The organism is Sphingomonas sp. Root710, from assembly GCF_001429065.1.
GTDB lineage: Bacteria > Pseudomonadota > Alphaproteobacteria > Sphingomonadales > Sphingomonadaceae > Rhizorhabdus.
Genome location: NZ_LMIB01000016.1, coordinates 43,761 through 70,544, shown reverse-complemented (window position 1 = coordinate 70,544; position 26,784 = coordinate 43,761). Strand labels below are relative to the sequence as shown.

26 protein-coding genes and 1 tRNA gene are annotated in these 26,784 nt (G+C 58.5%); 16 read left to right on the top strand and 11 right to left on the bottom strand.

Annotated features, from left to right (window positions below; translation table 11 throughout):
• The 3 genes from ASE00_RS24105 to ASE00_RS17670 form a co-directional block, all read left to right on the top strand.
• On the top strand, positions 1-333 hold a 333-nt coding region (locus tag ASE00_RS24105; protein WP_235538726.1), incomplete at its 5' end, for an FAD-binding protein.
• Between the two features lie 140 nt (positions 334-473).
• A complete protein-coding gene (locus tag ASE00_RS17675; RefSeq protein ID WP_056382791.1) occupies positions 474-770 on the top strand; it encodes a putative quinol monooxygenase in 297 nt (98 codons plus the stop codon).
• Positions 771-1,815: 1,045 nt separating this feature from the next.
• Positions 1,816-2,619, top strand: coding sequence for a hypothetical protein (locus tag ASE00_RS17670; protein WP_156405501.1), 804 nt, complete (start codon positions 1,816-1,818; stop codon positions 2,617-2,619).
• 208 nt (positions 2,620-2,827) lie between these two features.
• On the opposite strand, the gene ASE00_RS24505 is transcribed toward ASE00_RS17670, so the two are convergent.
• Genes ASE00_RS24505 through ASE00_RS23105 form a run of 3 tightly spaced genes read right to left on the bottom strand, consistent with a single transcriptional unit; the run spans position 2,828 to position 5,254 of the window.
• Complete coding sequence (locus ASE00_RS24505; RefSeq protein ID WP_082594820.1) at positions 2,828-3,190, bottom strand: DUF6527 family protein; 363 nt, start codon at positions 3,188-3,190, stop codon at positions 2,828-2,830.
• Positions 3,187-4,578, bottom strand: coding sequence for a HesA/MoeB/ThiF family protein (locus tag ASE00_RS17665; protein WP_056382787.1), 1,392 nt, complete (start codon positions 4,576-4,578; stop codon positions 3,187-3,189). Before ASE00_RS17665 ends, ASE00_RS24505 begins: the two co-directional genes overlap by 4 nt.
• Before the next feature lie 4 nt (positions 4,579-4,582).
• On the bottom strand, positions 4,583-5,254 hold the full coding sequence (locus ASE00_RS23105) for a multiubiquitin domain-containing protein (protein ID WP_162256492.1): 672 nt from the start codon (positions 5,252-5,254) through the stop codon (positions 4,583-4,585).
• A gap of 134 nt (positions 5,255-5,388) precedes the next feature.
• Between ASE00_RS23105 and ASE00_RS17655 the strand changes: the two genes are divergently transcribed.
• The 5 genes from ASE00_RS17655 to ASE00_RS17635 all read left to right on the top strand — a co-directional run bounded on the left by ASE00_RS17655 (position 5,389) and on the right by ASE00_RS17635 (position 8,764).
• Positions 5,389-5,979: a hypothetical protein gene (locus ASE00_RS17655; RefSeq protein WP_056382785.1), complete on the top strand. Its 591-nt coding sequence runs from the start codon at positions 5,389-5,391 to the stop codon at positions 5,977-5,979.
• The gene (locus ASE00_RS17650; RefSeq protein ID WP_056382783.1) at positions 5,976-6,368 is read left to right on the top strand and encodes a hypothetical protein; all 393 of its coding nucleotides are present in this window, start codon (positions 5,976-5,978) and stop codon (positions 6,366-6,368) included. Before ASE00_RS17655 ends, ASE00_RS17650 begins: the two co-directional genes overlap by 4 nt.
• 103 nt (positions 6,369-6,471) lie before the next feature.
• Complete coding sequence (locus ASE00_RS17645) at positions 6,472-7,866, top strand: hypothetical protein (protein WP_056382781.1); 1,395 nt, start codon at positions 6,472-6,474, stop codon at positions 7,864-7,866.
• Positions 7,867-7,993: 127 nt separating this feature from the next.
• The gene (locus tag ASE00_RS17640; protein ID WP_056382779.1) at positions 7,994-8,182 is read left to right on the top strand and encodes a hypothetical protein; all 189 of its coding nucleotides are present in this window, start codon (positions 7,994-7,996) and stop codon (positions 8,180-8,182) included.
• A gap of 9 nt (positions 8,183-8,191) precedes the next feature.
• The gene (locus tag ASE00_RS17635) at positions 8,192-8,764 is read left to right on the top strand and encodes a Fic/DOC family protein (protein WP_056382777.1); all 573 of its coding nucleotides are present in this window, start codon (positions 8,192-8,194) and stop codon (positions 8,762-8,764) included.
• Here the strand turns inward: ASE00_RS17635 and ASE00_RS17630 are convergent.
• The gene (locus ASE00_RS17630; RefSeq protein ID WP_056382774.1) at positions 8,744-10,096 is read right to left on the bottom strand and encodes a hypothetical protein; all 1,353 of its coding nucleotides are present in this window, start codon (positions 10,094-10,096) and stop codon (positions 8,744-8,746) included. The two genes, ASE00_RS17635 and ASE00_RS17630, sit on opposite strands and share 21 nt — an antisense overlap.
• A 339-nt stretch (positions 10,097-10,435) precedes the next feature.
• Here ASE00_RS17630 and ASE00_RS17625 point away from each other — a divergent pair.
• The 4 genes from ASE00_RS17625 (at position 10,436) to ASE00_RS17610 (ending at position 12,108) form a co-directional block, all read left to right on the top strand.
• Positions 10,436-10,510, top strand: a tRNA-Val gene (locus ASE00_RS17625).
• Between the two features lie 18 nt (positions 10,511-10,528).
• Positions 10,529-11,296: a TlyA family RNA methyltransferase gene (locus tag ASE00_RS17620; RefSeq protein WP_056382772.1), complete on the top strand. Its 768-nt coding sequence runs from the start codon at positions 10,529-10,531 to the stop codon at positions 11,294-11,296.
• Positions 11,289-11,846 (top strand): TspO/MBR family protein, encoded by a 558-nt coding sequence (locus ASE00_RS17615; RefSeq protein ID WP_056382770.1) that lies wholly within the window; start codon positions 11,289-11,291, stop codon positions 11,844-11,846. The genes ASE00_RS17620 and ASE00_RS17615 overlap by 8 nt, the downstream gene beginning before the upstream one ends.
• Before the next feature lie 16 nt (positions 11,847-11,862).
• Positions 11,863-12,108 (top strand): accessory factor UbiK family protein, encoded by a 246-nt coding sequence (locus tag ASE00_RS17610; protein WP_056382768.1) that lies wholly within the window; start codon positions 11,863-11,865, stop codon positions 12,106-12,108.
• On the opposite strand, the gene ASE00_RS17605 is transcribed toward ASE00_RS17610, so the two are convergent.
• The 4 genes from ASE00_RS17605 to ASE00_RS17590 form a co-directional block, all read right to left on the bottom strand.
• Entirely contained in the window at positions 12,105-13,643 is a 1,539-nt protein-coding gene (locus tag ASE00_RS17605; protein WP_056382766.1) for a recombinase family protein, read from the bottom strand. The two genes, ASE00_RS17610 and ASE00_RS17605, sit on opposite strands and share 4 nt — an antisense overlap.
• A 16-nt stretch (positions 13,644-13,659) precedes the next feature.
• A complete protein-coding gene (locus tag ASE00_RS17600) occupies positions 13,660-14,028 on the bottom strand; it encodes a DUF2513 domain-containing protein (protein ID WP_056382764.1) in 369 nt (122 codons plus the stop codon).
• A gap of 252 nt (positions 14,029-14,280) precedes the next feature.
• Entirely contained in the window at positions 14,281-14,460 is a 180-nt protein-coding gene (locus tag ASE00_RS17595) for a hypothetical protein (RefSeq protein ID WP_056382762.1), read from the bottom strand.
• Positions 14,461-14,473: 13 nt separating this feature from the next.
• Positions 14,474-14,746: a hypothetical protein gene (locus ASE00_RS17590; RefSeq protein ID WP_056382760.1), complete on the bottom strand. Its 273-nt coding sequence runs from the start codon at positions 14,744-14,746 to the stop codon at positions 14,474-14,476.
• A gap of 1,284 nt (positions 14,747-16,030) precedes the next feature.
• On the opposite strand from ASE00_RS17590, the gene ASE00_RS17580 reads away from it, so the two are divergent.
• From ASE00_RS17580 to ASE00_RS23605, 3 genes are all read left to right on the top strand, one after another.
• Positions 16,031-16,918, top strand: a complete 888-nt coding sequence (locus ASE00_RS17580) for a hypothetical protein (protein ID WP_156405500.1) — start codon at positions 16,031-16,033, stop codon at positions 16,916-16,918.
• A gap of 170 nt (positions 16,919-17,088) precedes the next feature.
• Positions 17,089-21,351 carry an RHS repeat domain-containing protein gene (locus ASE00_RS23100; RefSeq protein WP_162256491.1) on the top strand — a complete coding sequence of 1,421 codons (4,263 nt, stop codon included), beginning with the start codon at positions 17,089-17,091 and terminating at the stop codon, positions 21,349-21,351.
• Positions 21,351-21,740, top strand: coding sequence for a sel1 repeat family protein (locus ASE00_RS23605; RefSeq protein ID WP_156405498.1), 390 nt, complete (start codon positions 21,351-21,353; stop codon positions 21,738-21,740). The genes ASE00_RS23100 and ASE00_RS23605 overlap by 1 nt, the downstream gene beginning before the upstream one ends.
• Before the next feature lie 98 nt (positions 21,741-21,838).
• Here the strand turns inward: ASE00_RS23605 and ASE00_RS17570 are convergent, their stop codons facing one another.
• Entirely contained in the window at positions 21,839-23,440 is a 1,602-nt protein-coding gene (locus ASE00_RS17570; protein ID WP_162256490.1) for a hypothetical protein, read from the bottom strand.
• A gap of 269 nt (positions 23,441-23,709) precedes the next feature.
• Positions 23,710-25,038 carry a hypothetical protein gene (locus tag ASE00_RS17565; protein ID WP_156405497.1) on the bottom strand — a complete coding sequence of 443 codons (1,329 nt, stop codon included), beginning with the start codon at positions 25,036-25,038 and terminating at the stop codon, positions 23,710-23,712.
• Between the two features lie 581 nt (positions 25,039-25,619).
• On the opposite strand from ASE00_RS17565, the gene ASE00_RS23095 reads away from it, so the two are divergent.
• Entirely contained in the window at positions 25,620-26,198 is a 579-nt protein-coding gene (locus tag ASE00_RS23095; RefSeq protein ID WP_082594817.1) for a recombinase family protein, read from the top strand.
• Here ASE00_RS23095 and ASE00_RS23600 read toward each other — a convergent pair.
• Complete coding sequence (locus ASE00_RS23600) at positions 26,160-26,636, bottom strand: hypothetical protein (RefSeq protein WP_056382745.1); 477 nt, start codon at positions 26,634-26,636, stop codon at positions 26,160-26,162. The genes ASE00_RS23095 and ASE00_RS23600 overlap by 39 nt on opposite strands.
• Positions 26,637-26,784: the final 148 nt, after the last annotated feature.

Below are 26,784 nucleotides of genomic sequence, written 5' to 3'. Positions count from 1 at the left end.
GGACGCGCGCTGCAGAATGGCGAGAACTTCCACGAGATCATCGAGCCGCTCGCCGACAAGCTCGGCGCGGCGGTCGGCGCGAGCCGGGCCGCGGTCGACGCGGGCTATGTGCCGAACGACTATCAGGTCGGCCAGACCGGCAAGATCGTCGCCCCCGAAGTCTATATCGCGGTCGGCATCTCGGGCGCGATCCAGCACCTCGCCGGCATGAAGGACTCCAAGACGATCATCGCGATCAACAAGGACGAGGAAGAACCCATCTTCCAGGTCGCAGACCTCGGCCTCGTCGGCGACCTCTTCAAGGTCGTGCTAGAGCTCACCGGCAAACTCTGATCGGCTTCATCGCTGGTGGCTCGCGCAGCGGCGGATTACCGGGAAAAAGCTTATGACCATAGGCCTCGCATTAGCTTAAAAATTGCGTATCGGTCTGGTCCGCCATTATTGGACCGGATGATATTCGATTGGAGAGAAGGATGCCCGTGCTTCGCCATTATCGCATGCAGGCCGCCGAGGGGCGCGACGCCGAGCTGAAGGCCGCGCTGCTGACGCTCGCTGGTCAAGTGGCACCGCTCGACGGCTGCGAAGGGGTCGAGCTGATGATTGATGTCCAGGATCCGCACCTCTGCATGTTCGTCGAGCATTGGGCATCGATCGATCATCACAAGGCCGCCGGGGCGGCGCTCGGCAAGCAAGCATTTGCGCCCGTCATGGCGCTATTGGCCGGGCCGCCCGAGGGGTGCTACCTGGAACAGGTCGCCATCCGCGGCTGATGATCCATCTGTGACGAAAGACCAGGCCAGGCCGGCGAACTTCGGGGACTGGTGAAGAGCTTTTGCTCAACCGATGCGACGGAGCCGGGGCATCAGACGCAATGCGTTGCCCCGTTCGATGGCCTTGCGCACGTTGCTCGGATTGGAAGGTGCGTCGCGCGCCGAGCGGCACGACCGCGCCGAGGCCGCCGCCGCGGAGTTGTTGTCAGCCCTGCCCAGCTGACGCGGCCTAGACATGGTTCGGTCTACGAAAAGGCCCCGCTTTCGTTTCTCCGATTCGTTTGGACGGGCATGGTCGGGTAAAAATGGCGAGGCGGAACCGTCTCGCTAAGCGCAAGTACAACCAGAAAAAACGAGGCCCTTAGTCCGTGCCGACCTCTCCGTGGTAGTCCGTGGCGGAGCGGGAGGCCGCCAAATTTCCTTGATTTTAAACAAGAAAATCCGAATTTCAGTTTAAAGTCATAAACCTAGCCATAAAGCCGGCTAGGCAGGTCACCGAAGCGATTAGCGCGGCCACATCTGAACGGCACGAAATACCCGGAGGATCAGGATGACTTCACCATGCGTAGTCCATAGCTGAAACCGTGCCTATCGCAGGCTGTGGCAAAGTTATCCCCTAATCCACCGAATGGGACTCGACTCTTCCGTCCGGCCTTGGAATCATATCGTTGCTAATCCGTTCCGCCTTACGGGCTTGCTGGTACGCCGGCAGCTTGCCACGGAAGGAGGTGATGGAAATGGCAACTACCAAGCGTGGACGTGATGCGATCACAGGTCGCATCATTCCAGTCGCAGTAGCTGTACGTCGCCCGGCAACGGCGATCGTGGAGACTGTGAAGCTTGATAAGAACGGTCGGCCTACGAACTGATCCATTCTTAAAAAGCGCTGGGGTCGCCGGGGTTCCTTGTGAATCCCGGCGACTTATCCGTCAAGAAGCATCAAGCACGAGAAACTGGTCGGTATCGCTAACTGACCGGAAGGCGAGTTGAAGCATATCTGCCATTATGCGCAACCAACTCGTCAAACAGTAGGAACCGCTTCGAAATGACAGATGATGAATGGAAGCGCCACGCCCACAAAGCTGTTTCCGCAATGCAGGCCTTCACTGCGCCATTCGTCTCGGCGATTTCATACGAGAATACGAACGACGTGCCCCGGCTAGCGGGAACAGGTTCGTTCGTCGAGTTGTTCGGCCGACGTTTTCTGCTGACCAACGAACACGTGTTCTACGATCCGCTAACCGGCCAGCCGCGCTCCAACCCGGCGTTCGGAGCGCATGGGACGGACGATGTTTTTCGGATGTTATACGAACGGGTGTCAGTACCGTACCCGATAGACTGCGCGATCGTTCCCGTGCCGGACAACATCTGGCTACGATCGCATCAAGCTCGAACCATACCGCTCGAAGCATCGAATGTGGCGCATGTACCTGTCGCGCGCGAAATCATGTTCTTTCGTGGCTATGCTGAAGAAGCAAGCAGCTTCCATTTCGAAAATCTAATCAGTGGAGCGACGTCATACGGGACGCAGGTCATCGAAGAACCACCGGCTGGTCCTGATCGGCGATTCTTTTTCCCGCTGCATCATTCACCCGAGAAAGCCGAAATGATCGACGGGCCGGGCCATCTGCCACTGCCACCGGGTTTTAGCGGCTCGACGGTTTGGGACACCCGCTACTTCGCGTGTCTCGAACAGGGGACGGCCTGGACGCCGGAGGAGGCACGCGTAACGGGAATTGTTTGTCGATGGTGCACTGGCGATATGAGCATCGAGGTGCTCAAGGTCGAACATATCCGCAGTTGGCTGCTCGACGCGTTTCATCAGATGACTGTTCATGGTCATATCTGACGGGCGACATCACACTAGTAGGCGAAAGATGCACCTGATCAAAAAGGTATCTTCCGATCATTAACGCGACAGCTTTGCCCAATCCCGACCATCCAATAGTCACGTTCGGGTCGTTCAAGCCACCATCGATCGGGACGTCAGCAGCGGTGGGATCGGGACAGCCCGGAAGTAGGTTTCGAAGCGCGAGAGACTGGAAACCGGCCATTAGTTAGTGGTGACCGGCTGGCAGCGTGATGCCACTGTCTCGTGCCCAAATGATACGGCCCTGACGAACAAAAAAATGTGCCCGGCAGCCTTTAATTCGCCAGATGGACGGGTGGAGCGTGACGAGTCCGCTCTCATGCACGGTTGCTCGCCAACTCGGATCGTCTCTCTCGACAAGGCTAAGCTGGATATGCGCCGCACATCCGCATGGACATAGCAGGGCTGCCTGCCATGCGGCCCCCTCCTCTCCAACGAGATACACGCGACGCTTGCCAAGGCGATCCGGGAGATCCTCGACAAATCGTGCTCGGTGTCGTGGAAGGAGGCGGTCTCCGAACCATCGTGCGAGATTTGCGAACCACTTCATGCGGCAGCCTTCCGCTCGCTGAGCTCCGCCCAGTCGAGGAGTGGCGTGACGTCGCCGCGGCCGACATGCTTGGTGAGCGCCAGGCAGGGATCGCCATCTTCCAAATGCTCGTAGATGCCGTGGCTCAACGACACCCGGTGGATGGCGTACTCGCCATTGGGATCGATCCTGTAGGGATGGAGACGCGCGAGCAGCTCGTTCACCGCGAGGCTCGCGATGAACATGTTGAGCTGGATCACCGCCGGGCGGTCTTCGACTACCCCGCGCAGATAGCCCTGGGCGAGCTGTGCCTTGTACGCGGCGCGGTCTGTTCGATAGAGGCCTGCCGCCCGCACCTGTTCCATCGTATAGACCTTGCGGCTCAGCAGGCTCGAGCCGCCGGGCTGCAGATAGTGGACCGTCCCGCAAACCTGATCGACGCCGCCGCGGCCATCGGCTTCGAGCTTCACACCGAGGTCGAAATAGGGAAGCGCGTAGAAGGTGGCGAGCTTGTTGAGCAGGTGACGCCCATCGACACTGTCCATGCATCCGAAGACGACGTCGCACTCGGCGATGGCGCGAACAACGTCGGCATCGAACAGGTCGGCATGATAGGTCTCGACCACGGTGCCGAGGCCCATCGCCCGGATTGCGGCGGCCTGCACGTCCACCTTCGGCCGCGCCGCGGCGGCATCGGCGCGCGTGCTGTTCAGGATCCGATTGAGGTTCTTGTCTTCGATATGGTCGGGATCGACGAGCACCAGCGTGCCCACGCAGTTCCGGGCGAGCTGCTCGATCACGGGACTGCCCGTGCCCGAACAGCCGACGACGGCGATGCGCAGCCGGCGCAACCGCGCGTAGGTCCCCGCCCCGAACGCCTGCGCGATGCGCTGGCCAAAACCTTCGATCTCGATCGGCTGACCGGCGTACCAGAAAGGCAGATCGTCGCCGACGACATTCACATGTGCGAACGGTTCGAAGCCGCCCGCCTCATCGACGACACGGCCGAACATGCGGCCATCGTCCATCATGATCGCGCTGCCGTGCGGACCACCGTCGGTCCAGCTGTAGACGCTGGAAAACAGCGCGCGATCGGACGCATCGTCGACCTCCGAGAACTGGTCGAAGGCGACATGGCCGTGGATCTTCACAATCGCCAGGTCGAGCCGGGCCGCCTCGCTCAGCAAGGGCTCCAGGCGCTTGGTCGACCAGGTGACGCGGTCCGGAAGCCGGACGCTGCAATCTTCATAGGGTATGGTCACCACCCGCTGCACGACGAGGCGATGGCGCATGGCGCCGGATCGCCGTCCGCACAGAAGGATGGCGACGGCCTCGCAGCCATCTTCGGGAAAAAGGTGGCGTGCGAGCGTATCCGCCTGTCGCGCCGTCAGCGTCAGCGACGTGTCCATCGGATCAGGCCTTGGTGAATTCGCGGGTGAGCCAGCTCTCGACGAGCGCGAAATGGGTGGCAAGATTGTCGATCCCGGGCCGCCACGGGTTGGCCGGCGTCCGATGGCGGCTCCAGCGCTGCCATTCCCTGCCATCGAAGGCGTCCGCGCAGATCGCACCGATGCCACGGCCGTCCAGGCGGGCAAGCGCCGGGTGGAAATAGGCCATGTCGATCTGCGCCTCGGGGTAACCGGACTCGATGCGGACGTTCACGGTCACGGCATCGACATTGTAGCCGCACGGCACCGGGAAGTCGTAGATCACGACCCGCAGCGTCCCGCCCTCGCGGACCAATTCGTAACGAAGTCCGATCTCGTCAAGCCACTCGCGATCCTCCGCCGGGAGGTCGAACTCCCGGCGGTCGGTTCCGAGGCCCTCGGTCTGATCGAGGGGCAGCGTGACGAACCGCTCAATACCCGGCTCGCGCAAATCGACCTTCTTGTCGAGGTCGATCCGTTCGGGCGCACCCCGCGGCGGCTTGAGATAGAGCGCGAAATGCTCCGGTGGCACCTTGCCGGCGATCGTGAGCAGTTCACGCGCCGTCGGCTCCGCCTTCTTCACCTCGAAATGATCCTTGTCGATCTGGATCTTGTAGACCTTCTTGTCCTTGTGGACCTCGTCTTCATGTTCACTCATTGGTCCGGTCCTTGCCTTGTTGATGCCGACACTCAATGATGCTGCCGGACGCGGCGGGCGCGGACAGATGGGCCGCCTCAAAATTTTTTTCGTGAAGCTGTCCGCAAGGGGCCGCGAGGTCAGCATGGAAAGGTATGCGCGCACAGGTGATGAGAACAATCGGGGACCTTGATGTCGCCACTCCCGACGAGGTGGCGGACGCGCTTGGAGCGCTCAGCCCGGTCGAGATCGCCCGATTGAACATGATCGCCAGGATCAGGGTGCGGTACGCCCCGGGCCTGGAGTGGCGCGAACTCTTGCATGAGGCCATCGACAAGGCATTGTCGGGTGCCCGGAAATGGCCGCGCCACCTCCCTTTTCTGGTTTTCATGCGCGAAACGATGCGCAGCCAGGCGAGCGAGCATCGACGCAAGGCGACGTTCGGATTGGTGACGACCGAAGCCGACCTGCCCGCGCGAGCGGACGGCGAGTCGGTAATCGGCCAGGCACCCAGCCGGGCGCCGAGCCAGGAGCGAGATGTGTTCGCCCGCCAAATGCTAGATCAAGTTCTGTCCTTGTTCGCGGGCGACACTGCGGTCTTGGCCGTGCTGGACGGGTTGGCGAAGGGCCTCGATCCCGCCGAGATCCAGAAAAACGCTGGCATCACCGCGACGCAATATGCATCGGCCCAAAAACGCATTCGGCGTGGACTTGTTCACGCTTTTCCGGAAGGTAGTCCGTTATGAGCAAAATCAAAGCTGTGGACCAACTCGACGCGTTGCTGCTTGGCTGCGAAGATATGATCCTTAGCGCCGCGGATCGCGATGTGCCAGGCAGGAAGGGAGCGGAGGTCGATGCCACCGCTTCGTTCATCGCCCTGCGGCTGGCGCAGCGACGTCTCGCCGCGCTGCCCGTTGGGGTCGAGCGCCGGACACCACGCGGAACGGCGGCGCGTCGGGCGATCCCGCGGGACGCGGCTGGGCGCCGCCGCCTGCTTGGGCGGCTGATCGCGTCTCGGCCCGAATTGCCCACGCGAATCAGCATGGCTTTCAAGAGCCGTGAGCCGCAGGACGAGGAAATCGCCGAAATGCTCGAGGAGCTGCTGCGCAGCGAGGACGGCCCGGTGGCGGAGTGAATTTCTTGCACGGGCGCGCGCCTTCGTTACGGTCAGCAGCCGCACGGCTCGCCGACGCACGCGCGCGCAACACGGCGTTGCGCAACAGTCGCCGAGATGAACGATGACTTCCGAGGTCGTTGTCATGAATAGCCTTGGGGTGGCCCTCGCCAGCGACAGCGCGGCGACCGTCAACAATGGTGAAGGCGGCAAGGTTTTCAATACTGCCGACAAACTGTTCATGCTTTCGAAGCGCCATCCCGTCGGGGTGATGGTCTACGAGAATGCCGCTATCCTCGGCGTTCCGTGGGAGACCATCATCAAGATGTTCCGCCGGCAACTCGACTCCAAGCCGTTCGCGAATTTGGAAGATTACGGCCGCGCGCTGGTCGCGTATCTCAATAACAACGAGCAACTGTTTCCGCCCGCTCTACAGGATCGCTTTTATCTGCGCTCACTGGAGACGCTTTACGCGTCGCTCGCCGGCCGCGTCGAGGATGCCATCTATGAGCGAATCGTCGAGGGGAGCGACGGCAGCCAGACACCAAGCGATATCGCGCGCGAACTCGTAACCAAGGAGCGGGATCGCTGGGCAAGCGAGCCCGAGGCGAGCTGCCTCAAGGTCGGCGTAGGCGCGAGGCTGACTGGTCGCTTCTCAGGCGAGATCAGTACCCGGATCGCGGACGCCTTTGGGCCGTTTCGGATCGAGTCGGACACCATGCAGGCGCTCTACGATCTTGCAAGGCTGATCGTCTCTAAGGAGCGCATCCCGACTTTCGCGCTGAGCGGAATTGTTGTGGCAGGATTCGGGCAGGACGAGCATTTTCCGGTCATGCAGCCGATCGAGATCGGTGAGGTATTTGAGGATCGGCTCAAATGCCGTTTCGGACAGGTGCGTAAGGTAGACTGCGACAATCCATCCGTCGTGGTGCCGTTTGCCGATGCTGACATGGTCAACACGTTTCTCCACGGAATGAACCCCGGTTTCGAGCTGCGGATGACCAAGGAGATAGCTGATCTGGTTATCAATCTTCCCGATGCGATCGTGGACGCGGTTACCGACCTAACCGATGCCCAGAGGAAAAAGTGGAAGAAGCAATTCCAGCCGGAGAGCAAGAAGGCGATTAAAAGTCTGATCGAAAAGCTCGACCAGCAACGTCAAGAGAAGCATCTCGGTCCGATCCACCAGGCGATTGCCAATATGCCAAAGGACGAGATCGGCCACGCAGCCGCTAGGCTTGTGAGCCTGAACTGGTTCCAAAAGCGTATGTCCCTGACGACCGAAACGGTCGGCGGGCCAGTTGATGTAGCCGTAATTTCGAAGGGAGATGGCTTCATTTGGATCGACCGAAAACATTATTTCCGTCCCGAACTCAACCAGCACTTTTTCGACAACTACAATTTCAGCCCGGAGAACCATGGAGCGCGACATGACCAAGGAGAAACGTCCAGCAACGAAAACACAAAGGTCCGCACCCGATCAGAACCCCGTCGACGCAGTGCTCAACGAACTGATTGAGCGGCATCCCCATCTGCGTGCCGCACGCGAGGCGATGCGATCGGACGGAGTTGTCTGCAATCAATTTTCGCAAGATGCGCTCAGCGCGTTTCGCCAGCATTTTCGCGTGTGAAGGAAGGAGCGACCGATGAGTGAAGATCCGGAGGACCGCACCAGGCGGACGATGATCGGCCGCGATCGTTTTGGTAAGATCAGCCAGGTCGAGGGCCTTCAGCTGTCGTTCACTGCCAGGGCAGAGTTCGACAGCGACGAGAAGCGCGGTCTCACGCATGCGCAGCGTCGCAAGCGCATCATCGCGAAATATCTCAAGAAATAGCCTAGCGACGTGTACGCGGTCGAAGACGATCCCTATTGTTATCCCGGGACGACGGTTCTCCGAAACCGCTTCGATATTCGCGACGAGCAGGTTCTGGAGGATCTCGAGTCCGAGCTAACGACTGCGCGCGCCGACGAACCATTGCCTGAGGGAGTTCTCGATGAGACGCATTTTCGGGCCATTCATTTTCATCTGTTCCAGGATCTCTATGAATGGGCGGGTGAAACGCGGACAGTGCGCCTTTCGAAAGGGACAAGCCATTTTTGCTACCCTGAGCATATTGATAATCAACTCGCCACGCTCTTTCGCGGCCTTAACTCGGACAACCATCTTAGGGGCTTATCTTGTGGCGAATTCGCGACAAAAGTGGCGGCATTTCTTGCCACACTGAACGTCATCCACACTTTTCGGGAGGGCAACGGCCGCGCCCAGCTCAGCTTCTTACTGCTCCTCAGCGAGAATGCGGGCCATCTTCTAGATTTGGCGCAGATGGATCCCGCTGCGATGCTCGAGGCAATGATTGCAAGCTTCTACGGTAACGAGGAACCTCTGACGAAAATCCTATGCGATCTGATCGTTTAAGCCCCGCCTCACTGTAAACGTCCGCGAATACCCATCCTCGACGGCGCCGCCGACGAAATTCTCACGCTCTAGCGTGACCGATCCAAACGCAATGTCAGCCTGAAAATCCTTCAGCGCTGCGATCTGCATCTTGAGCTGTTCAACGGCGTCCAAGCTCCCCGCCTGCTCCAGCAGGTGCATTGCGTGGAGGATGAACATGTCCTCGGCCTCAGCGCGGTCGGCAGTCACGTTGACGTTAAGCTTGATCTTCAGGACCGTTGCCGCGCGTTCCATACCGTCGATGTAATAGGCGAGGTTGTTGCGCCAGATGCCGTCGCCCTTCCCAAATTCGCGCATCGGGCTCGAAGCGCCCCATTCATTCTCGTATCGGTGATTATAATGACCCGTCTCCACGCCGATGTCCGCGAGGAACTGCATGGCCAGATAGGGCGACCATCCGTCTTGCGGTGGTACGGTGGGAGGGTCAGCTTCCCGTTCCTTCAACGCCAACAGCGCCGTCAGAGTGTGCTTCAGCTCAGCCTTGTTCGCCGGCCGCGCCGCCTGAATCGACTTTCGCCAGCGTTCCAGCAGATCGAGATCGGTTCGAATGCGGGTGATCGCCAGCCAGCGCGCATATAGTACCAGCGCCTTGTCGATCCCGAAGATGGAGATGGTCGTGAACATCTCATTGTAGGCGACATAGGTTCGCCATGCATACAGGAACGGCAGGAAGGCGATCGACAGAATGATCGGGATCGCCAATTCAAGCCAGTTCGCCCACGTGATCGTGTCGCGCCACAGTTCGACCGACTTCCCGACGCTGAACCCGACATAGGAAAACCCGATCAGACTCGAGAGGCAACCCATGAGCTTGGCGACGCGCGCGTGCTCCGGTTTATACTTGGCCATCTCCGCCATCACGAAGACGATGGTGACGAACGGCAAAGCGATCAGCTCGACGATCAGCGGGAAACTGTAAAGTTCCGCGATAAAGGTGACGAACACCGCCACGCTCAGGATTTCTGCCGTGATCTTGCCCAACCCCGCCTTGCGGTTCTTGGCCGTCGCCACCTCGAACATGGTGACGAAGGCGAAAGTTACGAGCCAAAGGATTGTGGTTTTCAGGTTCGCTACCGACCACCAGCCAATATAGTTAAGCAGGAAAATTTCAGCGGTGGCGTAAAGCGCGGCAATCGCGAGCGGTATCATAAGCACGGGCTGAGAAAGCGCTTTGAGCACAGCGCCCGCGCTGTTGCGTGTGGATGAGCTGATCAGCACAGAGATTACAAAGACGGCCAGCCAGATTGCCGACGCAATCTCGCGGCCACTGATCGAATTGATGATGGCGTCCATCCCGACACTGGACACAATCTCGGCCAGGGCTGCAATGGGGGTGGCGTGCCTGCCAACAGTTGCCGAAACGAAACCGCCCGCCAGAGGTCAAACTTGGCCATCCCGAGAAGTTGTAGCTTACGAAACGAATTCGCAGCTAAGCGCCCGATTCTGCGCCTATGCTTTTGGTCTGGGGGCGCTTAGGTGTATCCGTCACCGGCGGTGTACTGGGGTGTCAGACTCGCAACCGACACTTCGGTGCTCTCAGAATGGTGTCGACCCGAAATTTGGCGGCGGACTGGAAGTGCCCGCTTATCGTCGCTTGAAACTCCGCGCTTACGTTGTAAGGACCACTTCTCCGGGCAGTTAGCTCAGCGGTAGAGCGTCTCGTTTACACCGAGAGGGTCGGGGGTTCGATCCCCTCACTGCCCACCATTTGGATACGGAGCCGTAATGGCAGCGGGTATCCGTGCCGATCAGCTGCTTGTCGAACGCGGCCTAGTCGAGAGCCGTGCGAAGGGCCAAGCCCTCATTCTCGCTGGTCTTGTTTATTCGGGCGATAGGAAGGTCGACAAGGCCGGCCAAGCCCTCAAGCCCGACGCTCCGCTCGAGGTTAAGGGCAAGGACCACCCGTGGGTGTCGCGCGGCGGGATCAAGCTGGCGCATGGCCTTGAACATTTTGGCTGGTCGGTCGATCGTGCGGTCGCGATCGACATCGGCTCGTCTACCGGTGGGTTTACCGACGTGTTGCTCGCGAACGGCGCTGTCCGGGTCTACTCAGTCGATTCTGGCACGAACCAACTCGCCTGGAAACTGCGGCAGGACCCCCGCGTGGTCGTCCATGAGCAGACCAACGCCCGGAACCTGACCACCGCCGAAATTCCCGAGCAAGTCGACATGATCGTGTGTGATGCTAGCTTCATCTCGCTCACCAAGGTTCTTTCGGCACCCATCGGATTCGCCAAGCCGGGCGCTCATCTGATCGCGCTGATCAAGCCGCAATTTGAAGCTGGCCGCGGCGAAGTTGGGAAAGGTGGCGTCGTCCGCGACCCGGCGGTGCATGAGCGCGTCTGCAATGACGTAGCCGCTTGGATATCCGATAAAGGCTGGAGCGTTGCAGGCATCACGGCGAGCCCGATCACGGGTCCCGAAGGAAACATAGAGTTCCTGATCGGTGCTACTCTGGCCTCATCGGTAATGGAGAACGAACAGAATGGCTGAGATCGCATCTCCCCGCCAGCTGCGCACGAGCTATCTTCGTTGGGCCCTCATCACGGTGCCGGGCATCCTCCTGCTCGGTCTGCTGTCCGGCCGCTTGGCCAATTCCGGCTATGGTAACCCGTGGTTCGATGCGCTCCAGAAGCCGGCGATCATGCCCCCAGGCTGGGCATTCGGGACCGCTTGGTCGATCCTCTATATACTGATGGGGTTCGCGCTCGCAGTGATCCTTAATGCGCGCGGCGCCAAGGGCCGCAGCGTCGCTATCGCACTGTTCCTCATTCAACTCGCCCTAAACCTCGCTTGGTCGCCAGTGTTCTTCGCGATGCACCGGATCATGCTGGCCTTCGGCCTTATTCTCGCGATCCTGCTCTGGGCATCGGTCGCGACAGCTGCGTTCTGGCGCATCCGACCGATCGCGGGGATCCTCATGCTGCCCTATCTGGCGTGGCTCATCTTTGCGTCGGTCCTCAACTGGCAAATCCATGAACTCAATCCGCGCGGCGCGGCAGTGATCGAGGCGGCCGGCGGAACGACGATCGTCATTCAATAATCAAAGGAAACACGCCATGCAGTCCGATAACCGCGTGTTCGACGACTTCGTGAAGATGATGAACGGCGCGGCGGGCACGCTGGCCGGCATGGGCCGAGAGGCTGAGGACGCGTTCAAGGAGCGGGTCAAGGACTGGATCGGTGGCCTCGACCTGGTCAGCCGCGAGGAGTTCGAGGCAGTGAAAGCAATGGCGGCCGCTGCGCGGGACGAGGTTGAAGCCCTGAGGGCGAAGATCGACGACTTACAGGCTCGCGGTCGCTAGGGGGCGTTGGCCGTCTGGCCAGCATGCCAGCGGATCATCTCGGGCAACAGATCGAGGTTCCAAACCTCATAATTGGCTGTTCGTTCAGAGCCGCCTTCTATCTGCATCCGCCCCCCTTTGCCGAAACGGGACACGGGAATGATGTAGAGATATTCCTGAACATCCCCCTCCATTAGTGCCGCAAGCACCAGGTCCGCACCCGCGGAGGACGGGTATGCTATACGCCAGCATCGCCGCTCCTTTTGCTGGCCCAAAGGGCAGAGGCGGGCCGCCACCGTGTAGCAATTATCCACGTATAATAGATCAGCGGCCCGCCCAGGCTCGACGCGATGTCCAAGATTCCTCAGCAGCTCGGCAGCCTCCACGGCATATTTCGCGTCACGGGTCTTAACCGGATAGCTTTTCCTCTCCGTTGGGCGCCTTCTAATCGGTGTGTAGCCGATCAGGGCGAAAGCCTGCTCAAGGCCGCCGAAGTGGTTGGCGTAGGTTTTGGCCGCTGGCCCGTCGGCACTCTCGATCAATTCCTTGCCAAGATGACCATGGTGGGCCAGCAGCGCTTTCAAATGGTCGAGCAACGCTTCCTTCGAATACCGCGTAGCCCGTGATCGCTTCATCCGTTGCACCTTAGAGAAGAGCGCAATGGACACAATCGGTGGAAAAGCTCCCGTCCGCCTAACCCATTCGCCCTCGGTGTTATGAATATATCCCGCTCCGAGCTTAGCCGAGCGCTTATTGTAGGTGCAGTTGCCTACGTATCGCTCAGCTTTGAGGATCTGGCGTATCGTGTTTTGATCCCAAGCCTCTCTCATGGGCGCCGGCACGCCGTCCGCATTGAGCGTAGCGGCAATAGCACGGTTGGATCTTCCGGCCGCAGCCAAGCGAAACATCCGCTTCACCGTGCTTATTTCGTTCTCGTCGCCCGGCACGAGGACGACGCGGTCGCTGGCGAGATTCTTGTGCTCACCACGCGCCAGGATTTGCTTGGGCCGTCCAGCCTGATCCACGAGCATACGAGCGAGGCCATAGCCCGCCACGCCACCCATCTTATAGCCCATAGAAACCAGGCGGCATTGAGCCGCCCAAACCTTGGCAGACAGATCGCGGCTATACTCGCCCGCCATGGCGCGTCGGAGGTTCTTGACGATCGCGCTGGCGAGGCTCCCGTCATTGTCGAAACCTTCGGCGCAGTAGTGCACCTGTACGCCTGAGCTCCGACACAAGAACTCATAATGTGCGGCCTCGTCGGTGTCCTGGAACCGGCCCCAGCGGCTGACATCGAACACCAGGATCGCGCGATAGCCGGGGTCACCTGAGAGCACGTCGCGCAACATTTCTTGTAGGGCGGCCCTGCCCTTGATCTTCAGCCCGCTGCGTCCCTCATCGGCGTAGGTTCGCACCACATCGAACCCATGCGCCACAGCATAGCTGCCGATCGCCGCCATCTGGTTGACGGTCGAATATACCTGCTTGTCGGTGGACATCCGGACATATTGGGCGGCTTTGATCGGCTGACCTGCCATTGCACTCTCCATCATGAGGGATGGATCGCGATCAGGCGGCCAGGCCGATCGCCTCCACCCTTGCCAGGATCATAGCTTTGGCGATGGCCGCCAGCGTCTCAATCGACCAGCTCCCCACCTTGCCCGCTGCACGCTTCACCGATCTCCACAGCACGGGATCGCGGATGGCGTCGAGAAAGTCATAGCCTTCCCAGGTCAGCCTGATGCAGCACCATGGCTGTTTGCCGGTCCGATCCGGAAAGAAGGTTTTCAGGAAGCCCTTTTCGATGAGAAGGCGCGCATGAAAATGCACGGCTTCATCGCTGTAGCCACCAATGTCGGGCAGGCGTAAAACTTCGCAGCGATCGTCTTTTTCGATGGCCAAGAGGATCGCGCGGATAAGATCCGAGTCGCGTCGCATCCCGTTTAGATTGCACGCGAATCCCTACATTTGAAGAGGGTTTTGTGATTAACGAATGGGAGATCTGGGCATGCGCCCATCAACAGATGCAGCAGCATGGAAGTGGCGCCGTTGCCCGGGCGACGGAGCGCGCTAGCAGCTTGTTGGGTGAGGTTGATCTGGAAGGCCGTCGGACATGGCTTAGGATCATCGCCAAGATGGAGGAGCTATCGGCCGCATCCGCTACATCAAAGCACTGACGCGGACGGGAAGCTATCGAAAGGCGATGTCGCGGCTTTCCATCTCGTCCACGATCGATCGGAGGAATGGCGAGAGGTTTTCCGTTTCCTTCTCGGATGCAGTCTCCCAGCTATCCAGAAGCTCCTCGTCGGTCATCTTGGCTGCTTCCGCCGCAAGCACGGCTGAATCAGCTTCGGAATCATGATCTGACATAGCTCGCTCCTTCTCAGGCCGTGACGAGAGCCCGCTTGCTTATTGCGATGGCTCGCCCGTCTTGGGGACTCTGTTTGGCAAAGCAGCCCGCACAAAAGTGTCCTTGCCTGCCTGCAACCGCAACGACCGGGCGTTTCCAATAGTTGGACAGGCCGACCCACGTGACGAGATACGTCCGCTGGTCCATCTCTGGATGAGCAAAGTTGGTATGCCAATCAGGATGCCCCAACTGGCATTCGCTGATCGGCACGGCGATAACGAGGTCGCCGGGATGAAGATCGGTCATCGTAAGCACCCAACGCAAAGCTCTGACGCGATGAAACGTGCGATCGGTAAATCGCTGCCACCGCTAAGAATAACGTTCGGTCAGGCATTGGGTGCCGTATGCGAGCGTGCTTTGAGACTGCTGACCTGAAACCGCGCCGATATGAGGTATATCAATTGACCGCCATCAATAGCTGCACGTTCTGATTACCAGCCGAGCGAGTACAGCATGGCGTCTGGCCGACTACGTAGTTATCCAGTTGCTCCATATTGGTCGCAGTTGCCCTTGAACCGCTCTGTCGGAAAGTGAACCGTTCTCGCGGGCACGATTTAATCGGGGGAATAGCGGATGCGCTGGTACGCAGCGTTTATCGCGGCAATTGTCATTGCCGCTGGGGCGCATGCCGCCGAAACGGTGACCTATCAATATGACGTTCACGGTAGGCTAACGCAGGTCATTCATAGCGGCACGGTCAACGCCGGGTTGCAAAGCGTGTACGCATATGACCAAGCGGATAACCGAACTTCGCTTTCCGTAACCGGGGGATGGACCTGCGGAGGCTCGTCAGCCGCGTTAAGAAGCTCGGCCGGGGCCAGCAGCGCGCAATCCGCGTTAGCGGAGGTTACTGAAACTTCCTCTACGACACTTAAGACGATTGTCATCACCTCGGGGTCGAGCCTAATCACGCCATCAGACTGGTGTTGGCCATGGTCAATTACCGCCATCGGCGGTGGAGCCAGCGGACGCGCAGGGGGCGGTAGCAGTGGCGGCGGTGGAGGTGGTGCGGGCGCTTTCGCTCAGATCAATCAATCAGACGCCGTTATCTCGCCGGGGCAAACAATCTATTTTTCTGTCGGCAGCGGGGGCGCTGGAAGTTCGTCGGGTGGTAGCGACGGTGGCGACACGTGGGTAAACTTCACTGCCAATGTCCCACCGGAAGGACCCGAAGAAGGTCTGCTAGCAGACGGCGGCAGTACCCCTTCGACTGCGACGAGCGGAGGAGTTGGTGGCCAAGCCACAGCCTCTATTGGCTCTATCACCTTCAACGGTGGTGATGGCGGCACACCTAGTCTTATTGCGGGGGGGGCCGGCTCCGGCGGTGGCGGCGCCGCTGGATTGCGAGGGCCTGGTGGCAATGGTGGTGGCGCAGGCGGCGCAGGAGGCGGCTCCGGTGGAGCTGGTGGAGCGGGTGGCGTCGCCACATCGACGGGCATCGGCGGCGTCGGCACGGCGGGTAGCGACTATGTCCAGACAAATCCCAGCGTCACTGCCGGCGCTGGCGGCGGTGGAGGCGGCGCTGCCGGGATGACAACTAGCGCCGGTGTCTCCGGCGGCGCGGCTGGTCTTTATGGCGGCGGCGGAGGCGGCGGAGGTGGCGGCAGTACAGGAGGATCGTCCGGTGCCGGCGCGCAAGGCGTCCTAATTCTCACCTACTCGGTGATTGGCCCCGATTATGATCCTGATGCTTTAGCCTATTTCGCGGCGATGACGGTACAGCCGGACACCGCGCGCAAAATCCTGATCAACGATCTCATCGTCGGGCTCAAAGCCGACGGCCTGTGGGGAAAAATCGACTGGCTTTTACTGTTGGCCTCGCATGACGCGCAGGCGGCGAGGATCAATGTGAGGGTTCCAACTAAGATCGCGACTGCAATTAACGCGCCGACCTTCACCACCGACCGGGGCTATCAGGGCAACGGCGTCAACGCATACCTAGATGCCGGCGAGGCGCTCAACGCGCCCGGAAATGTGTACGCGCAGAACAGCGCACACCTCCTGACGTACATCAACGCAGGCCCAGGTGGTACTCCCTATGACATAGGAGCCATTGGTAACACGAACATCCGAATGCAGGCGGAGGTGAGCGGTTCCACTGAGAATGCCCGTATCAACACAGGCAACTCGGATAGCTATACTAGCACTGGCCCGATTGGGATGAGAATTCTCTCGCGGACAGGTGCGGCAGCCGGAGATCTTTACCGAGACGGCGTAGCTAAGTTTGGAAACACGATAGGCCCGTCGTCTGCGACGATGACGGGGAATCTAAACCTTCTGCGCGGGCAAGCGGGTGCCATACAATACTCTTCTTCTCGCCTCGCAGTAGCTGGATCGGGTGGTGGCCTGACATCTATCCAGGCCGCCAACTTCCGTAGCAGACTCATGACCTACCTAACGGCGATCGGAGCGAATTGAGGCGGTGTCGCGTCACGCGCGACCTCATCATCAAAGCGCCAGACCAATACGTGCAAATGACCGCTCGTGCCGTCGCGCGGAGCACAGCGCGCTTTCGGCGCGAAGAAATCAGGGGACATTCCATGCGTCACTCATCGTACAATCTCTCCCGGAAGGGCTGGGCTGGCCGCATGGCGCTCGCGCCGATTATCGCAGCAGTGTGGATGATGCCGGCGACGGCGCAGGAAGTAATGACGACGACCGACATCTTGCAGGCACCGGTCTTTCAAAGCGTCGACCGGAACGGGGTCGACCTCTTGACGGGGCAGCTCAATCTCACATCGCCGGTTTTGTCGATGGGCCAGGGCCAGAGCAGCGCCGCCTTCTATTTAAAATGGAACGGGAACACTTGGTCCCCCAATCAGCCTCTGCTGTCCGTTAATACAGATAATTACCACGTTTTTATCTCTACGGAAGAAGGCCAGGACGAATTCGGTGATGGAGAAAGGGGAGCTGAATATAACTGGGCGGGGCCGCCTGAACTTAGTGGCCTTGGTCGCCGATATGATTACAAACAGGTAAAGCCAAATAAGGGAGCTTTATTGTCATGCTATGACTCCGTTCCTATATCAGGGCGATCCTGGTTCACTAATTGCCAGTATGTGTCTCGCCAGGGAACATTTGTCATATTCAACGGCAATACGATAGCAACCGGAGGCATTTACCCCCCGGGCAGGAGCTATTTCTACGGTGCTTGGGGCAATGCTCTCGTGTGGCCGAATTTTAAAAGCTCGATGGACATGGGAAATATTAAGTACGAGTCGACCAACAATGTAAAAGACAATTCCTTTGTCCATCTGATATCCGGATCTGGATACGAAATCACCACAAGCGCGCTCTTTAATCAGCCATCGATTACTTTCACTATAACCAACACCGGGGATGGGAGCGGCGCCACGCAAAGCCTTACAGTCGCTACCCCCAACCTAAATCCATCAGACACCAACAACACCTATCTTCGACCAAAGAATGTGACGCAAAGTATTGTTGATCCTTCATCCGCCTTATGGCAATATACGTTCAATTCTGACGGCGATATCACTGCGATAGTTAACCCGTCCGGTATAACGCACACGGTTAGTTATGATAATAAACATCGGGTCATTTCATACAATGATGGCATCGGCACGTGGACATATTTTTACAGCAGCTCCAGTGGAGCGGGATATACGCTGGCAACTGATCCACTAGGTGGACAGAAAAAGGTAAGCCATAGCAAGACACCTGGGCCGGTAACGGTCTATGAGGATGAGGCTCATCGATTTACCTATTATACTTATGATAGCTATGATCGTTTGACGTTCGTAACCTATCCTGAAGGAAATGCTACTCGCTACACGTATGATACCAACACGGGAAATACTATAGAGGTCCGCCAGATTGCAAAGCCGGGCTCCACACTTGCCGACATAGTCACCACAGCAACTTACAATTACGGGCCATGCATCGCGCCTCAGTTGCGGGTCTGCAATAAGCCAGACTCTATAACGGACGGCAGAGGAAATACAACGAACTACGCCTATAATATCCATGGGCAGGTTGAAAATGTAACTGGGCCATCTGTCGTGGTGAATGGAAGCCTCAGGCGGCCACAAGTGCGGTATGGATATAATTTTCTAGGCCTCGTTAGTAAACTGATTGGGATCTCATCATGCCGCACGCAAGATGCAACCGTCTCGTCCTGTAGCGGCACGGCGGACGAAAACGTCACGGCTTTTAACTACGGGTCAGCCAGTCAGAACTTCAAGCTGCAGAGTACGGTGTCCGGTTCGGGTGCCTCGCCTTCCATGGCGAGCACGAGCTATGGCTACGACAGCATCGGCAATACAACTTCGGTTCAAGACCCGAACGGGAATACGACCTACGCTTTCTTTGACGCCGACCGACGTCAGATTGGTACGATCAGCGCTGATCCTGGCTATCTGACGCTGAAGCGTCGGGCGATGAAGACGAGCTATCGAGCGGACGGACTTCCGACGCAGATGAGCGTCGGCACTGCCGACGGCACCAGCCTGTCCGATTTGACGGGAATGATAGTGCTGCAAACGACCCAGCAAACCTATGACAATTTTGGGCGCCTTACCCGTCAAGTTGAGTCAGCGCTGGGTACGACCTATCATGTGATGGATACCAGTTACGATGTGCTGAGCCGGCCAGAGTGCGTGGCGCAACGGATGAACCCACTCGCCTTTGGCACACTTACCGCCGCCTGCACGCCGATCACGCCTGCTGGAGCCTATGGTCCCGACCGGATCAGCAAAACCTCGTATTTCGCCACCAGCGAAGTTCAGAAGGTAACGGAGGGCTATAGCTCGGGCGTACCTATCGATACCGCCACTTACACCTACACGCCAAATGGCAACGTCCAAACGCTGGTCGATGGCAAAGGAAATACCACTACCTTCGTCTACGACGGACAGGACAGGCTGTCACGGACGCGCTTTCCCAACATTACCGCGCCCGGCAGCTCGACGACCGACTATCAAGAGCTATCCTATGACGCCAACGGCAACGTCGTTCAGTTTCGTGCGCGGAATGGCGCTCTCGTACAGAGTGACTACGACGCCCTTAATCGACTTACTTCGAAGGTGATGCCTGCGGGCACGGGTAACCCCGCGCCGGCGTTCGGCTATGACCTAGTCAACAATCTTCTAACGGCGAATAACATTCAAAGTAGCCCATCCTATTCGAACGGGGTAACGTTCGAGTGGGACGCACTTGGTCGCAAAAAGACCGAAACGTCGACCTATGGCGGCATAAACCCCATCACCAAAAGCTTTGAGTATGATGCTGGCGGACGGCTGACCAAATTTACGTGGCCAGACGGTCTCTATATCACGTACGAATATGACAACGTAAATGAGGTGAAAAAAATCAAGGAAGGCTCGGCCGGACTTGGGCTTTTCACCTTCACATATGACGACCTAGGTCGACGGCTTAAAAAGGAAACGCTGAATAACAACAATATAGAATATGGCTATGATCCGGCCTCGCGGATCCTCTCGATGAATCTAACGAGTTTTAACGGGACAACACTCACCTATGGCAGCTATAGCCCGGCTGATGAGATCGGCTTTCGGAGCAGTTCTAACAACGTCTATGCTGCGGCTAAGCCACAGAACGGTACGACCGACTACACGCCACCTAGCTTCCCAATCAACGGACTAAACCAGTACACGAAGATAGTTTCGACCGCCGACATTGCTGTTGGTTACGATGCCAAACAAAATATGGATAAATTTAGCAGCAAAGCGCTAAGTTTCGGTATTGAGAATACCATTACGACCGGGGGGCCAAGCTCTTATTGGCACGACGCTTTGAACCGTATTACCTATCTCACCCAGAAGGGCCTGCGCTTCGACTGGGATGGAGATAATCTCGTCGGCATCTACGACGGGACGACGCTATTGCGGCGTTATGTCTATGAGCCTGCCGCGACGGCACCGGTTTTATGGTACGAAGGGACCGGCCCCGGCGCCGATCGGCGTTTCATGGACGCAGATGAACGAGGCTCAATCGTGCGGGTTAGCGGTAGCAGCGGTGGCACGATACGGGTCAACACCTATGATGAATTTGGCGTCCCGGGCGTGAACAATCTCGGGCGATTTGGATATACTGGGCTCATCTGGCTCCCAGAGGCTGGAATGTACTATGCGCGCAACCGCATGTACGAGCCCCGGCTAGGAAGGTTCATGCAGACAGACCCTATTGGATACGAAACCGGACCGAATCTGTACAATTACTCTTACAGTGATCCCATAAACCTTGTGGATCCCTATGGCCTGCAAGGCATTTATCTTTCGATAGGTGGCAACTGTTCGTATTCCAGTCCCACTTGCTCACCGGTAAGCTATTCGTCAGATGGCGACATCGTCGTGAACGGGCGTTCCTATGGCGACAGTCCATACCGGTATCCGGATTGGCAAAATTACGACTCGGGACGGGCAGTTGGAAATCGTTTGGAACTGGGACCGCGTTCTAGTTTTGGCTCCGGTGCTCTGGCGTTTAACGGTCGGAGTTCCGGCTTTCATTTCGCGGGGGCTCAGGCGGGCTTCATGCAAGGTAGCGTCCTCGAAAGCCGTCGCAAAGGAGAGCGCGGTAGAGCTGCGACAAATCAAGGAACACCGGATCCTTATAAGCATATGAAGCCCGCGCCTGGGAAGCCCGGGTTTGGCCAAGTTAAGGACCCTCAAACCGGTAAATTGAGCGGTCCAAAGCCTTGGCCGACTGATCCACGATTGGGGGACAATTCAAACAACAGGTTCAGCCCGCTTTCGATGGGAGCGCTAGTCATTGGAGGGGGAGTTGCCATTTGCATCGTGGCGGAGCCCTGTGGCGCAGCGGCGCTCGGTTTAGGCGCCGGCGCTGCGGTGATCATGTCAGGAGCTCAATGATGACAACAAATTTTACGCCAGAAATAACGCAGGAGATATCGTTAGCTATCGATCTCATATCTGAACCAGGTTCCGAACCCAGGGGTCTCACTATGTTAGAGGATATGGCGCAACAAGGTGATCCAAATGCGATTCACTATCTTAGCCTTTATTTGTCAGATATAGAGGAAAGAGAGGATGATGCTAAATACTGGCTCGAAAAGGCAGTAAGTTTTGGTAGTCCTGATGCCGCTTGGAATCTGGCAATGATCGCCAGAAGCCATGGTATTACAGATGAATCTAGAAGGTGGATAGACATCGCCGCTGACCTCGGTGAACCTGATGCTATTGAGGCGAGATCGAAAGATTATGATGTTGAATCAGTTCTGACAAAATATCAGTCGGAATAGCTGATTTTGTTCGCGCCCCTATGATCAGAAGTTGTACCTTGTGATCCTTTAGTCGGCAGCTTTGCTGCCACTATCCCGGCGCGGACTTCAAGAAAATATTATAAATCAGTCGTTATTGACTTTATGGCCGACTCTACTGCGGGAGCGAAAGGCATGACGATCCGAGGAGGCCGTACTGCCGCCTTCAATGCCGCCTCAAAATCCGGAGTGCCGGCTCGCAGCATATAGTCGATACTTTGATAGGCCGACCAAGCTGCGGTCACGAAGTCGCTCTCGCGGCTGATCGCCGCCTCGCCAGAAAGCGCGCGCACCAGCGTCTCGCGAAACGCAGCGCGATCGCCGCTATCTGGTAGTGTCTTCACGCAGCGCGTGACGATCTCCACGACATAGGACTTGAAGCGCTGACCGACATTGGGGGCGAGCAGGATCGCTTGGGTCACCCGCGCGAGCGAGACTATCGCCGACTTCGGAATTCGGCCATCGCCGTCGATTCGGTCAAACTCGATCGTAAGATGCCAGTTGCCGTCGGGCAGCCCCTCGATCAGCTGGATCCAGGCGACCAGCGCGGAGACGATATGATAGAGTATTTCCGATCCGCGCGTTGGCCATTCAGCGTCCGGATCGATCCCCGGCCCGGTCTCGTCGTGAACCCTGAGGATCGCGTCGACGAAATGGTCTGCATACATCAACCACATGTGCGACCGGACATTTTGGAACGCCGCCGCGGTCACCATCAAGTCGAAGAAGACCGGGATCGCGAAGCCCGGATCATGATGCTTGCCAACCTCATCCCACAGGCGATCGGGACGCAAGTTGATCGATGCAACATAGGCCCGATCATTGTCGGCCCGCAGGCGCGATATGAAATGCTCGGCAAGCGGACGATAGGCTGAGAGGTCGTTTGCGACGCGGGCGTCGTGCAACAGAATGCCCAAGACGGGGTAATTGCCGTCTAGGACGCGTGGCCGCCAATGATCCCAGCCACCGGTCCGCTCAATCTCCCGGTAGAGGCTGCTTTCGGTATCGGCGGCCAGGTCGCTGAGGAAGCGGAAGGCGAAATCACCCGCTTCGTAGCCCGGGCAGGTCATGAGCCGCGCCCCGAATGCCGGACGCTCGCTGACAAGATAGCGCCGCAGTCCGACATCGCTGAGGAACAGGCTGCGCAACCCGCGCGCCGACTGCTCGATCATGCGGCCGCTCGGCAACAATAAGCCAGGGACGCCCGATGTGCGGCGGCCCCACGAGCAGACCGTTGCCCAACCATTGTCCAGCTTCGTTCGCCAACCAAGCTCGACTGACGCTTCCGTGGCGACGTCGAGATCAAAGGGGATGCGGAAATCCGGTGGCGGAGCCAGGCGGCGACGCGCCCACCAGTCATAGTGGCGCTGGCGACTGAGCCGCCTGTCTGCGGCGCGATCAATCAGATCGAGATGGGATTCGACCAGATCGACGAGGGTCGCATAATCACGCACACGGGCTAGGTCGCCTGCGATGGCATGGAGCGCCACCAACGATGCCGGGCCTACGGCATCACGGCGGTATAGCAGCCCCATTATAGCAGCCCAAACGAGGACCACCGCGAGCGCCGCATCCTGCGGGCCAAACGGGCTGGCCATCGTCATATCGACCTTCCGGCAGGTGTCACCGAATATTGCAGGGCAGGGCAGGTGGAACGCCTCGTACCACTCGAAGTAGAGCACCAGGAGAAAAGCCGGAATCGACACGGAGAGGCTTCGTCGCAGCGTTGCGCGAAGATGGAGACGTCGCGACGCCGGCAAGAAACTGACCGCTGCAAGCAGCAACGCCAACAAAGAGAGGAAACCATCCTGGGTCATCGCGGCCGCGCTTCTGCTTGAATGACCGGCACCCCTATGACCCGGTGCTGCAGGACTAGGTGATCCTCGCGAGAGGATCAATTGCGGGGGCAGTGCGGGCTTTGGAGCCAGCCCCGCCGCCGCCCTCGCCCGGCTTATGCCGCTTCGGTATCAGGTCCCTCGCTGTCCTTTGCTTTGGCGGCGCGCCGCTTCATCGCTTCGATGTCGGTTGCCGAATGCCCAAAATATTCCATGGCATCGAATAGCCCCCAATGAATGCAGGCCAGCGACAGCGCATAGGCGCTGAACGGCCAACTCGTGCATTGCTCAAGCATCCGACGAATTCCCAAGGTCGACCAGCGCATTTTCTGCGGGACCACCTCCCACTTACATTTGTCGTGCCCGGCGCGCGCCGCGAGGATATCGTCATATTTCTGGGTCGTTCGGACCACGCCCACATAATTAAATTGATGGTTGTTCGTGTCGACCGCGAAGCCGAGCAGCTTGATGTCGTCATAGGTCGCCTCAACCTTCAGTTCCTCGTTGATCCCGCGCCACGCGGTGTGCCAAACGTTGATACTGTCCGGCTCATGTGCGAATTTATCTTTCTTGCGATCGATCCCTTCGGCGATCGCCGCATCGATCGCGCCCTCACGCAGGCTCTTGTTAGAGCGGCGGACGGTGATGATGAAATCATCAGCGGTCCGCACCACGATCACCGTCCCCAGGCCATTGGCCAAACCCGGCACCGGCTCTGAGGCGTGCCGCGGCAGGCCCAGAGTCCGCCGCGCCGTGGCAAGCCGCCCTTGTTCATGCGCGTTGCACAGATCGCCAACCGTCGCCTGGAAATCCGAATAGCGGTTTTCATAGCCGTTCACCGAGAGGCCGTAATCGATCTCGTCATTGCAATGCGGATGCGCCAGGCTCTGTACACCCACCTGATAGCCGTCCCACTTGCTGTCGAGGATCGCCTCTTCTGTCTCGAAATAGGCCGCCAGCTCCGCCTGCCGGTTTAAGATCGCTTGCGGCCAGTCAGAACGGTCGATCGTGCCCTTGATCTTCACCCTAGTGAAGTTCGGCGAGAATGGCCTCCAGCCATCGCCGTGCAAAGTGATCAGGCTGGTCGGACGGCCCATCACTTTGAACAGATGAACCATATCGCTGGCGGTGAACACGGCATTGCGGGCAGCTTCCTCGAGGTCGTCGCGCCACGCCCGCTTCGCGGGATCGTCTCCAAACAGCAGGTCAAGCAAAGCACGCAGACGGCGCCCGTGCGGCAGGGTCCCGCGCCGGCGCCATTGGCCGACTGTGCTCGCATCGGTATCGACGCCGCACTCGGTCAGCGCCGTGGCGAGGGCAATGTCGGTCCAAGCCTGTCCCTGTTCGTATAGTGACAGGCCGTCGATGCTGCCATTGGCCATGTGCCAAGACAGGATCACGCCAAAAGGAAAGGTCGCGGAGGAAGGTACCAAAATCGTCGTCATGGTGCGGTTTCCTTTAAGAAGCTGGGGTGGCGCTGATCGCCGCAGGAGCGATGGCCTGAAATCTGGTTCCACGGAACATCATCTGCCGGTCGCGTCCGTGATAAGCGGCGTTGGAGCAAAGCCGCGTTGCGGCGAAAGCATGAAATTCGTGCATTTCGATCCCCTTCGTTGGTCTTTTCGAGAGGAGATCATCTCAGACCCACGCCGATATTGCCATGACACCCAAAATGCCCGAATCTGGAATTTCCGTCTCCGATATCTAGAGGACCTACCAAGAGGAGGAGCGAAGTCGAGAACCGTCGGCGCAATCCACGTTTTCAACCCCGAGGCGGAGGCCGATCAAGTGAGCGGGCGCGCCCGCGCTCGAATTAGATATCGCGCGGTGCCTCGGTACTGGCGTCCGCTTTCACGGTCAGCGAACCGAACCCAATGATTCGGCAATCGGCCTGAAGTCGGGCATCCCGAGAAGTTGTAAGTAATGCGACTCCCATGATAGGGTCTGGATCACTGCTTCAAAAGATATTAAATAGACTTGTGCGCCTAGTTCAAAATGGTTGAGTAGGTTTCGAGACGGAACGCACATGTCACGCATTGCTTATTATCGAGTCTCATCTCGCGATCAGTCGATCGATGCCCAACGAATAGAGCTTGGTGGCAATTTCGATAAGGAGTTTGACGATACCGATGTCAGTGGCCTTATCCCGGCTGCCGAGCGACCTGGCTTTGGCCGACTGCTGACGTATGTGCGCGAAGGCGACACCTTCCACGTTGCCGCGATCGACCGGCTCGGCCGCGACGCGCTCGATATCCAGGCCACTGTGCGCCGGCTGATTGAGATGGGTGTAACTGTCCATGTTCATGGGCTTGGCGCGATCGGCCGCGGTGTGGGCGAGATCGTTGTCGCTGTTCTTGCGCAAGTGGCGGACATGGAGCGTCGGCGAATCGTCGAGCGGTGCGAGAACGGCCGGGCAGCGGCGCGAGCGGCTCTAGCTGCTACTGGCAGAACCCATCATGGCAAGCCCAGCTTGGGCCGTCCAAAGGCTGCTGATCCCGCCGAAGTTGCTAAATGGCGGCGGGACAACAATGCCAGCCTATCGCAAACGGTCGTGCATTTCGGGCTCTCACGAGCGACGGTATCTCGATATTGCTCGAGCGTTTGAGATGGCGTGGAAATCTGAGCGGAAGGGTTTGGTGTTCATATGTGGCAATTGGCTATCTTCGCTTTGGCGTCCACGGCCCCCGCCGGACAGCAAAATCTTACCTTCGACGGCGAATGCGGCTGGCGGGATTGCAGCTTCACCTATTGCGGTGATGGCAAGCAGATAAAACGTCTCGTCAGTTTTTGCAGGCGGCGAGTAGTTTGCTCGATCCTTCACGACGGCAAGAGCCTCGTCGAGTGGCATCAAGACCGCCCCCTTTGCTTGCTCCCAAGCCGTCACCTTGAGGGTTGTCAGGTAACCGCCCATCACGAGTGGTGTGACAAAGGCGATACTGTCGTCGATGCTCCTCACCGGCCGCACTGAGGGTATCTCCCATAGCGCCCGCCAGTCCTCGTAGCAGTCTTCTAAAAGGCCTGTTTCAGCATAGCCTAGCTGCACCGTCCTGCGTCCTTACACGAATGGTCACCGGGGCCTGCCACCGTTAGCGCACATCTGCAATCCGGTGTTATTAATCCTGCGCGTTACGCCTGAGTTTGGGGTCGCAAGCAGCCGATCAATCCGTTTTGGACAGAAATGGCGGCTTCCG

Excerpts from the sequence above, each read along its gene's own strand:
- ASE00_RS23605 (WP_156405498.1), top strand. The coding sequence starts at position 21,351 with ATGACAACAAATTTTACGCCAGAAATAACGCAGGAGATATCGTTAGCT.
- ASE00_RS17650 (WP_056382783.1), top strand. The coding sequence starts at position 5,976 with ATGAGCAAAATCAAAGCTGTGGACCAACTCGACGCGTTGCTGCTTGGC.
- ASE00_RS17590 (WP_056382760.1), bottom strand. The coding sequence starts at position 14,746 with ATGACCGATCTTCATCCCGGCGACCTCGTTATCGCCGTGCCGATCAGC.
- ASE00_RS17600 (WP_056382764.1), bottom strand. The coding sequence starts at position 14,028 with ATGCGACGCGACTCGGATCTTATCCGCGCGATCCTCTTGGCCATCGAA.
- ASE00_RS17610 (WP_056382768.1), top strand. The coding sequence starts at position 11,863 with ATGCAGTCCGATAACCGCGTGTTCGACGACTTCGTGAAGATGATGAAC.
- ASE00_RS23100 (WP_162256491.1), top strand. The coding sequence starts at position 17,089 with ATGGCGCTCGCGCCGATTATCGCAGCAGTGTGGATGATGCCGGCGACG.
- ASE00_RS17655 (WP_056382785.1), top strand. The coding sequence starts at position 5,389 with ATGCGCGCACAGGTGATGAGAACAATCGGGGACCTTGATGTCGCCACT.
- ASE00_RS17605 (WP_056382766.1), bottom strand. The coding sequence starts at position 13,643 with ATGATGGAGAGTGCAATGGCAGGTCAGCCGATCAAAGCCGCCCAATAT.
- ASE00_RS17645 (WP_056382781.1), top strand. The coding sequence starts at position 6,472 with ATGACTTCCGAGGTCGTTGTCATGAATAGCCTTGGGGTGGCCCTCGCC.
- ASE00_RS17670 (WP_156405501.1), top strand. The coding sequence starts at position 1,816 with ATGACAGATGATGAATGGAAGCGCCACGCCCACAAAGCTGTTTCCGCA.
- ASE00_RS17675 (WP_056382791.1), top strand. The coding sequence starts at position 474 with ATGCCCGTGCTTCGCCATTATCGCATGCAGGCCGCCGAGGGGCGCGAC.
- ASE00_RS23105 (WP_162256492.1), bottom strand. The coding sequence starts at position 5,254 with ATGAGTGAACATGAAGACGAGGTCCACAAGGACAAGAAGGTCTACAAG.
- ASE00_RS17615 (WP_056382770.1), top strand. The coding sequence starts at position 11,289 with ATGGCTGAGATCGCATCTCCCCGCCAGCTGCGCACGAGCTATCTTCGT.
- ASE00_RS24505 (WP_082594820.1), bottom strand. The coding sequence starts at position 3,190 with ATGAAGTGGTTCGCAAATCTCGCACGATGGTTCGGAGACCGCCTCCTT.
- ASE00_RS17640 (WP_056382779.1), top strand. The coding sequence starts at position 7,994 with ATGAGTGAAGATCCGGAGGACCGCACCAGGCGGACGATGATCGGCCGC.
- ASE00_RS17580 (WP_156405500.1), top strand. The coding sequence starts at position 16,031 with ATGACAACTAGCGCCGGTGTCTCCGGCGGCGCGGCTGGTCTTTATGGC.
- ASE00_RS17620 (WP_056382772.1), top strand. The coding sequence starts at position 10,529 with ATGGCAGCGGGTATCCGTGCCGATCAGCTGCTTGTCGAACGCGGCCTA.
- ASE00_RS17595 (WP_056382762.1), bottom strand. The coding sequence starts at position 14,460 with ATGTCAGATCATGATTCCGAAGCTGATTCAGCCGTGCTTGCGGCGGAA.
- ASE00_RS17565 (WP_156405497.1), bottom strand. The coding sequence starts at position 25,038 with ATGACGACGATTTTGGTACCTTCCTCCGCGACCTTTCCTTTTGGCGTG.
- ASE00_RS17630 (WP_056382774.1), bottom strand. The coding sequence starts at position 10,096 with ATGGACGCCATCATCAATTCGATCAGTGGCCGCGAGATTGCGTCGGCA.
- ASE00_RS17665 (WP_056382787.1), bottom strand. The coding sequence starts at position 4,578 with ATGGACACGTCGCTGACGCTGACGGCGCGACAGGCGGATACGCTCGCA.
- ASE00_RS23095 (WP_082594817.1), top strand. The coding sequence starts at position 25,620 with ATGTCACGCATTGCTTATTATCGAGTCTCATCTCGCGATCAGTCGATC.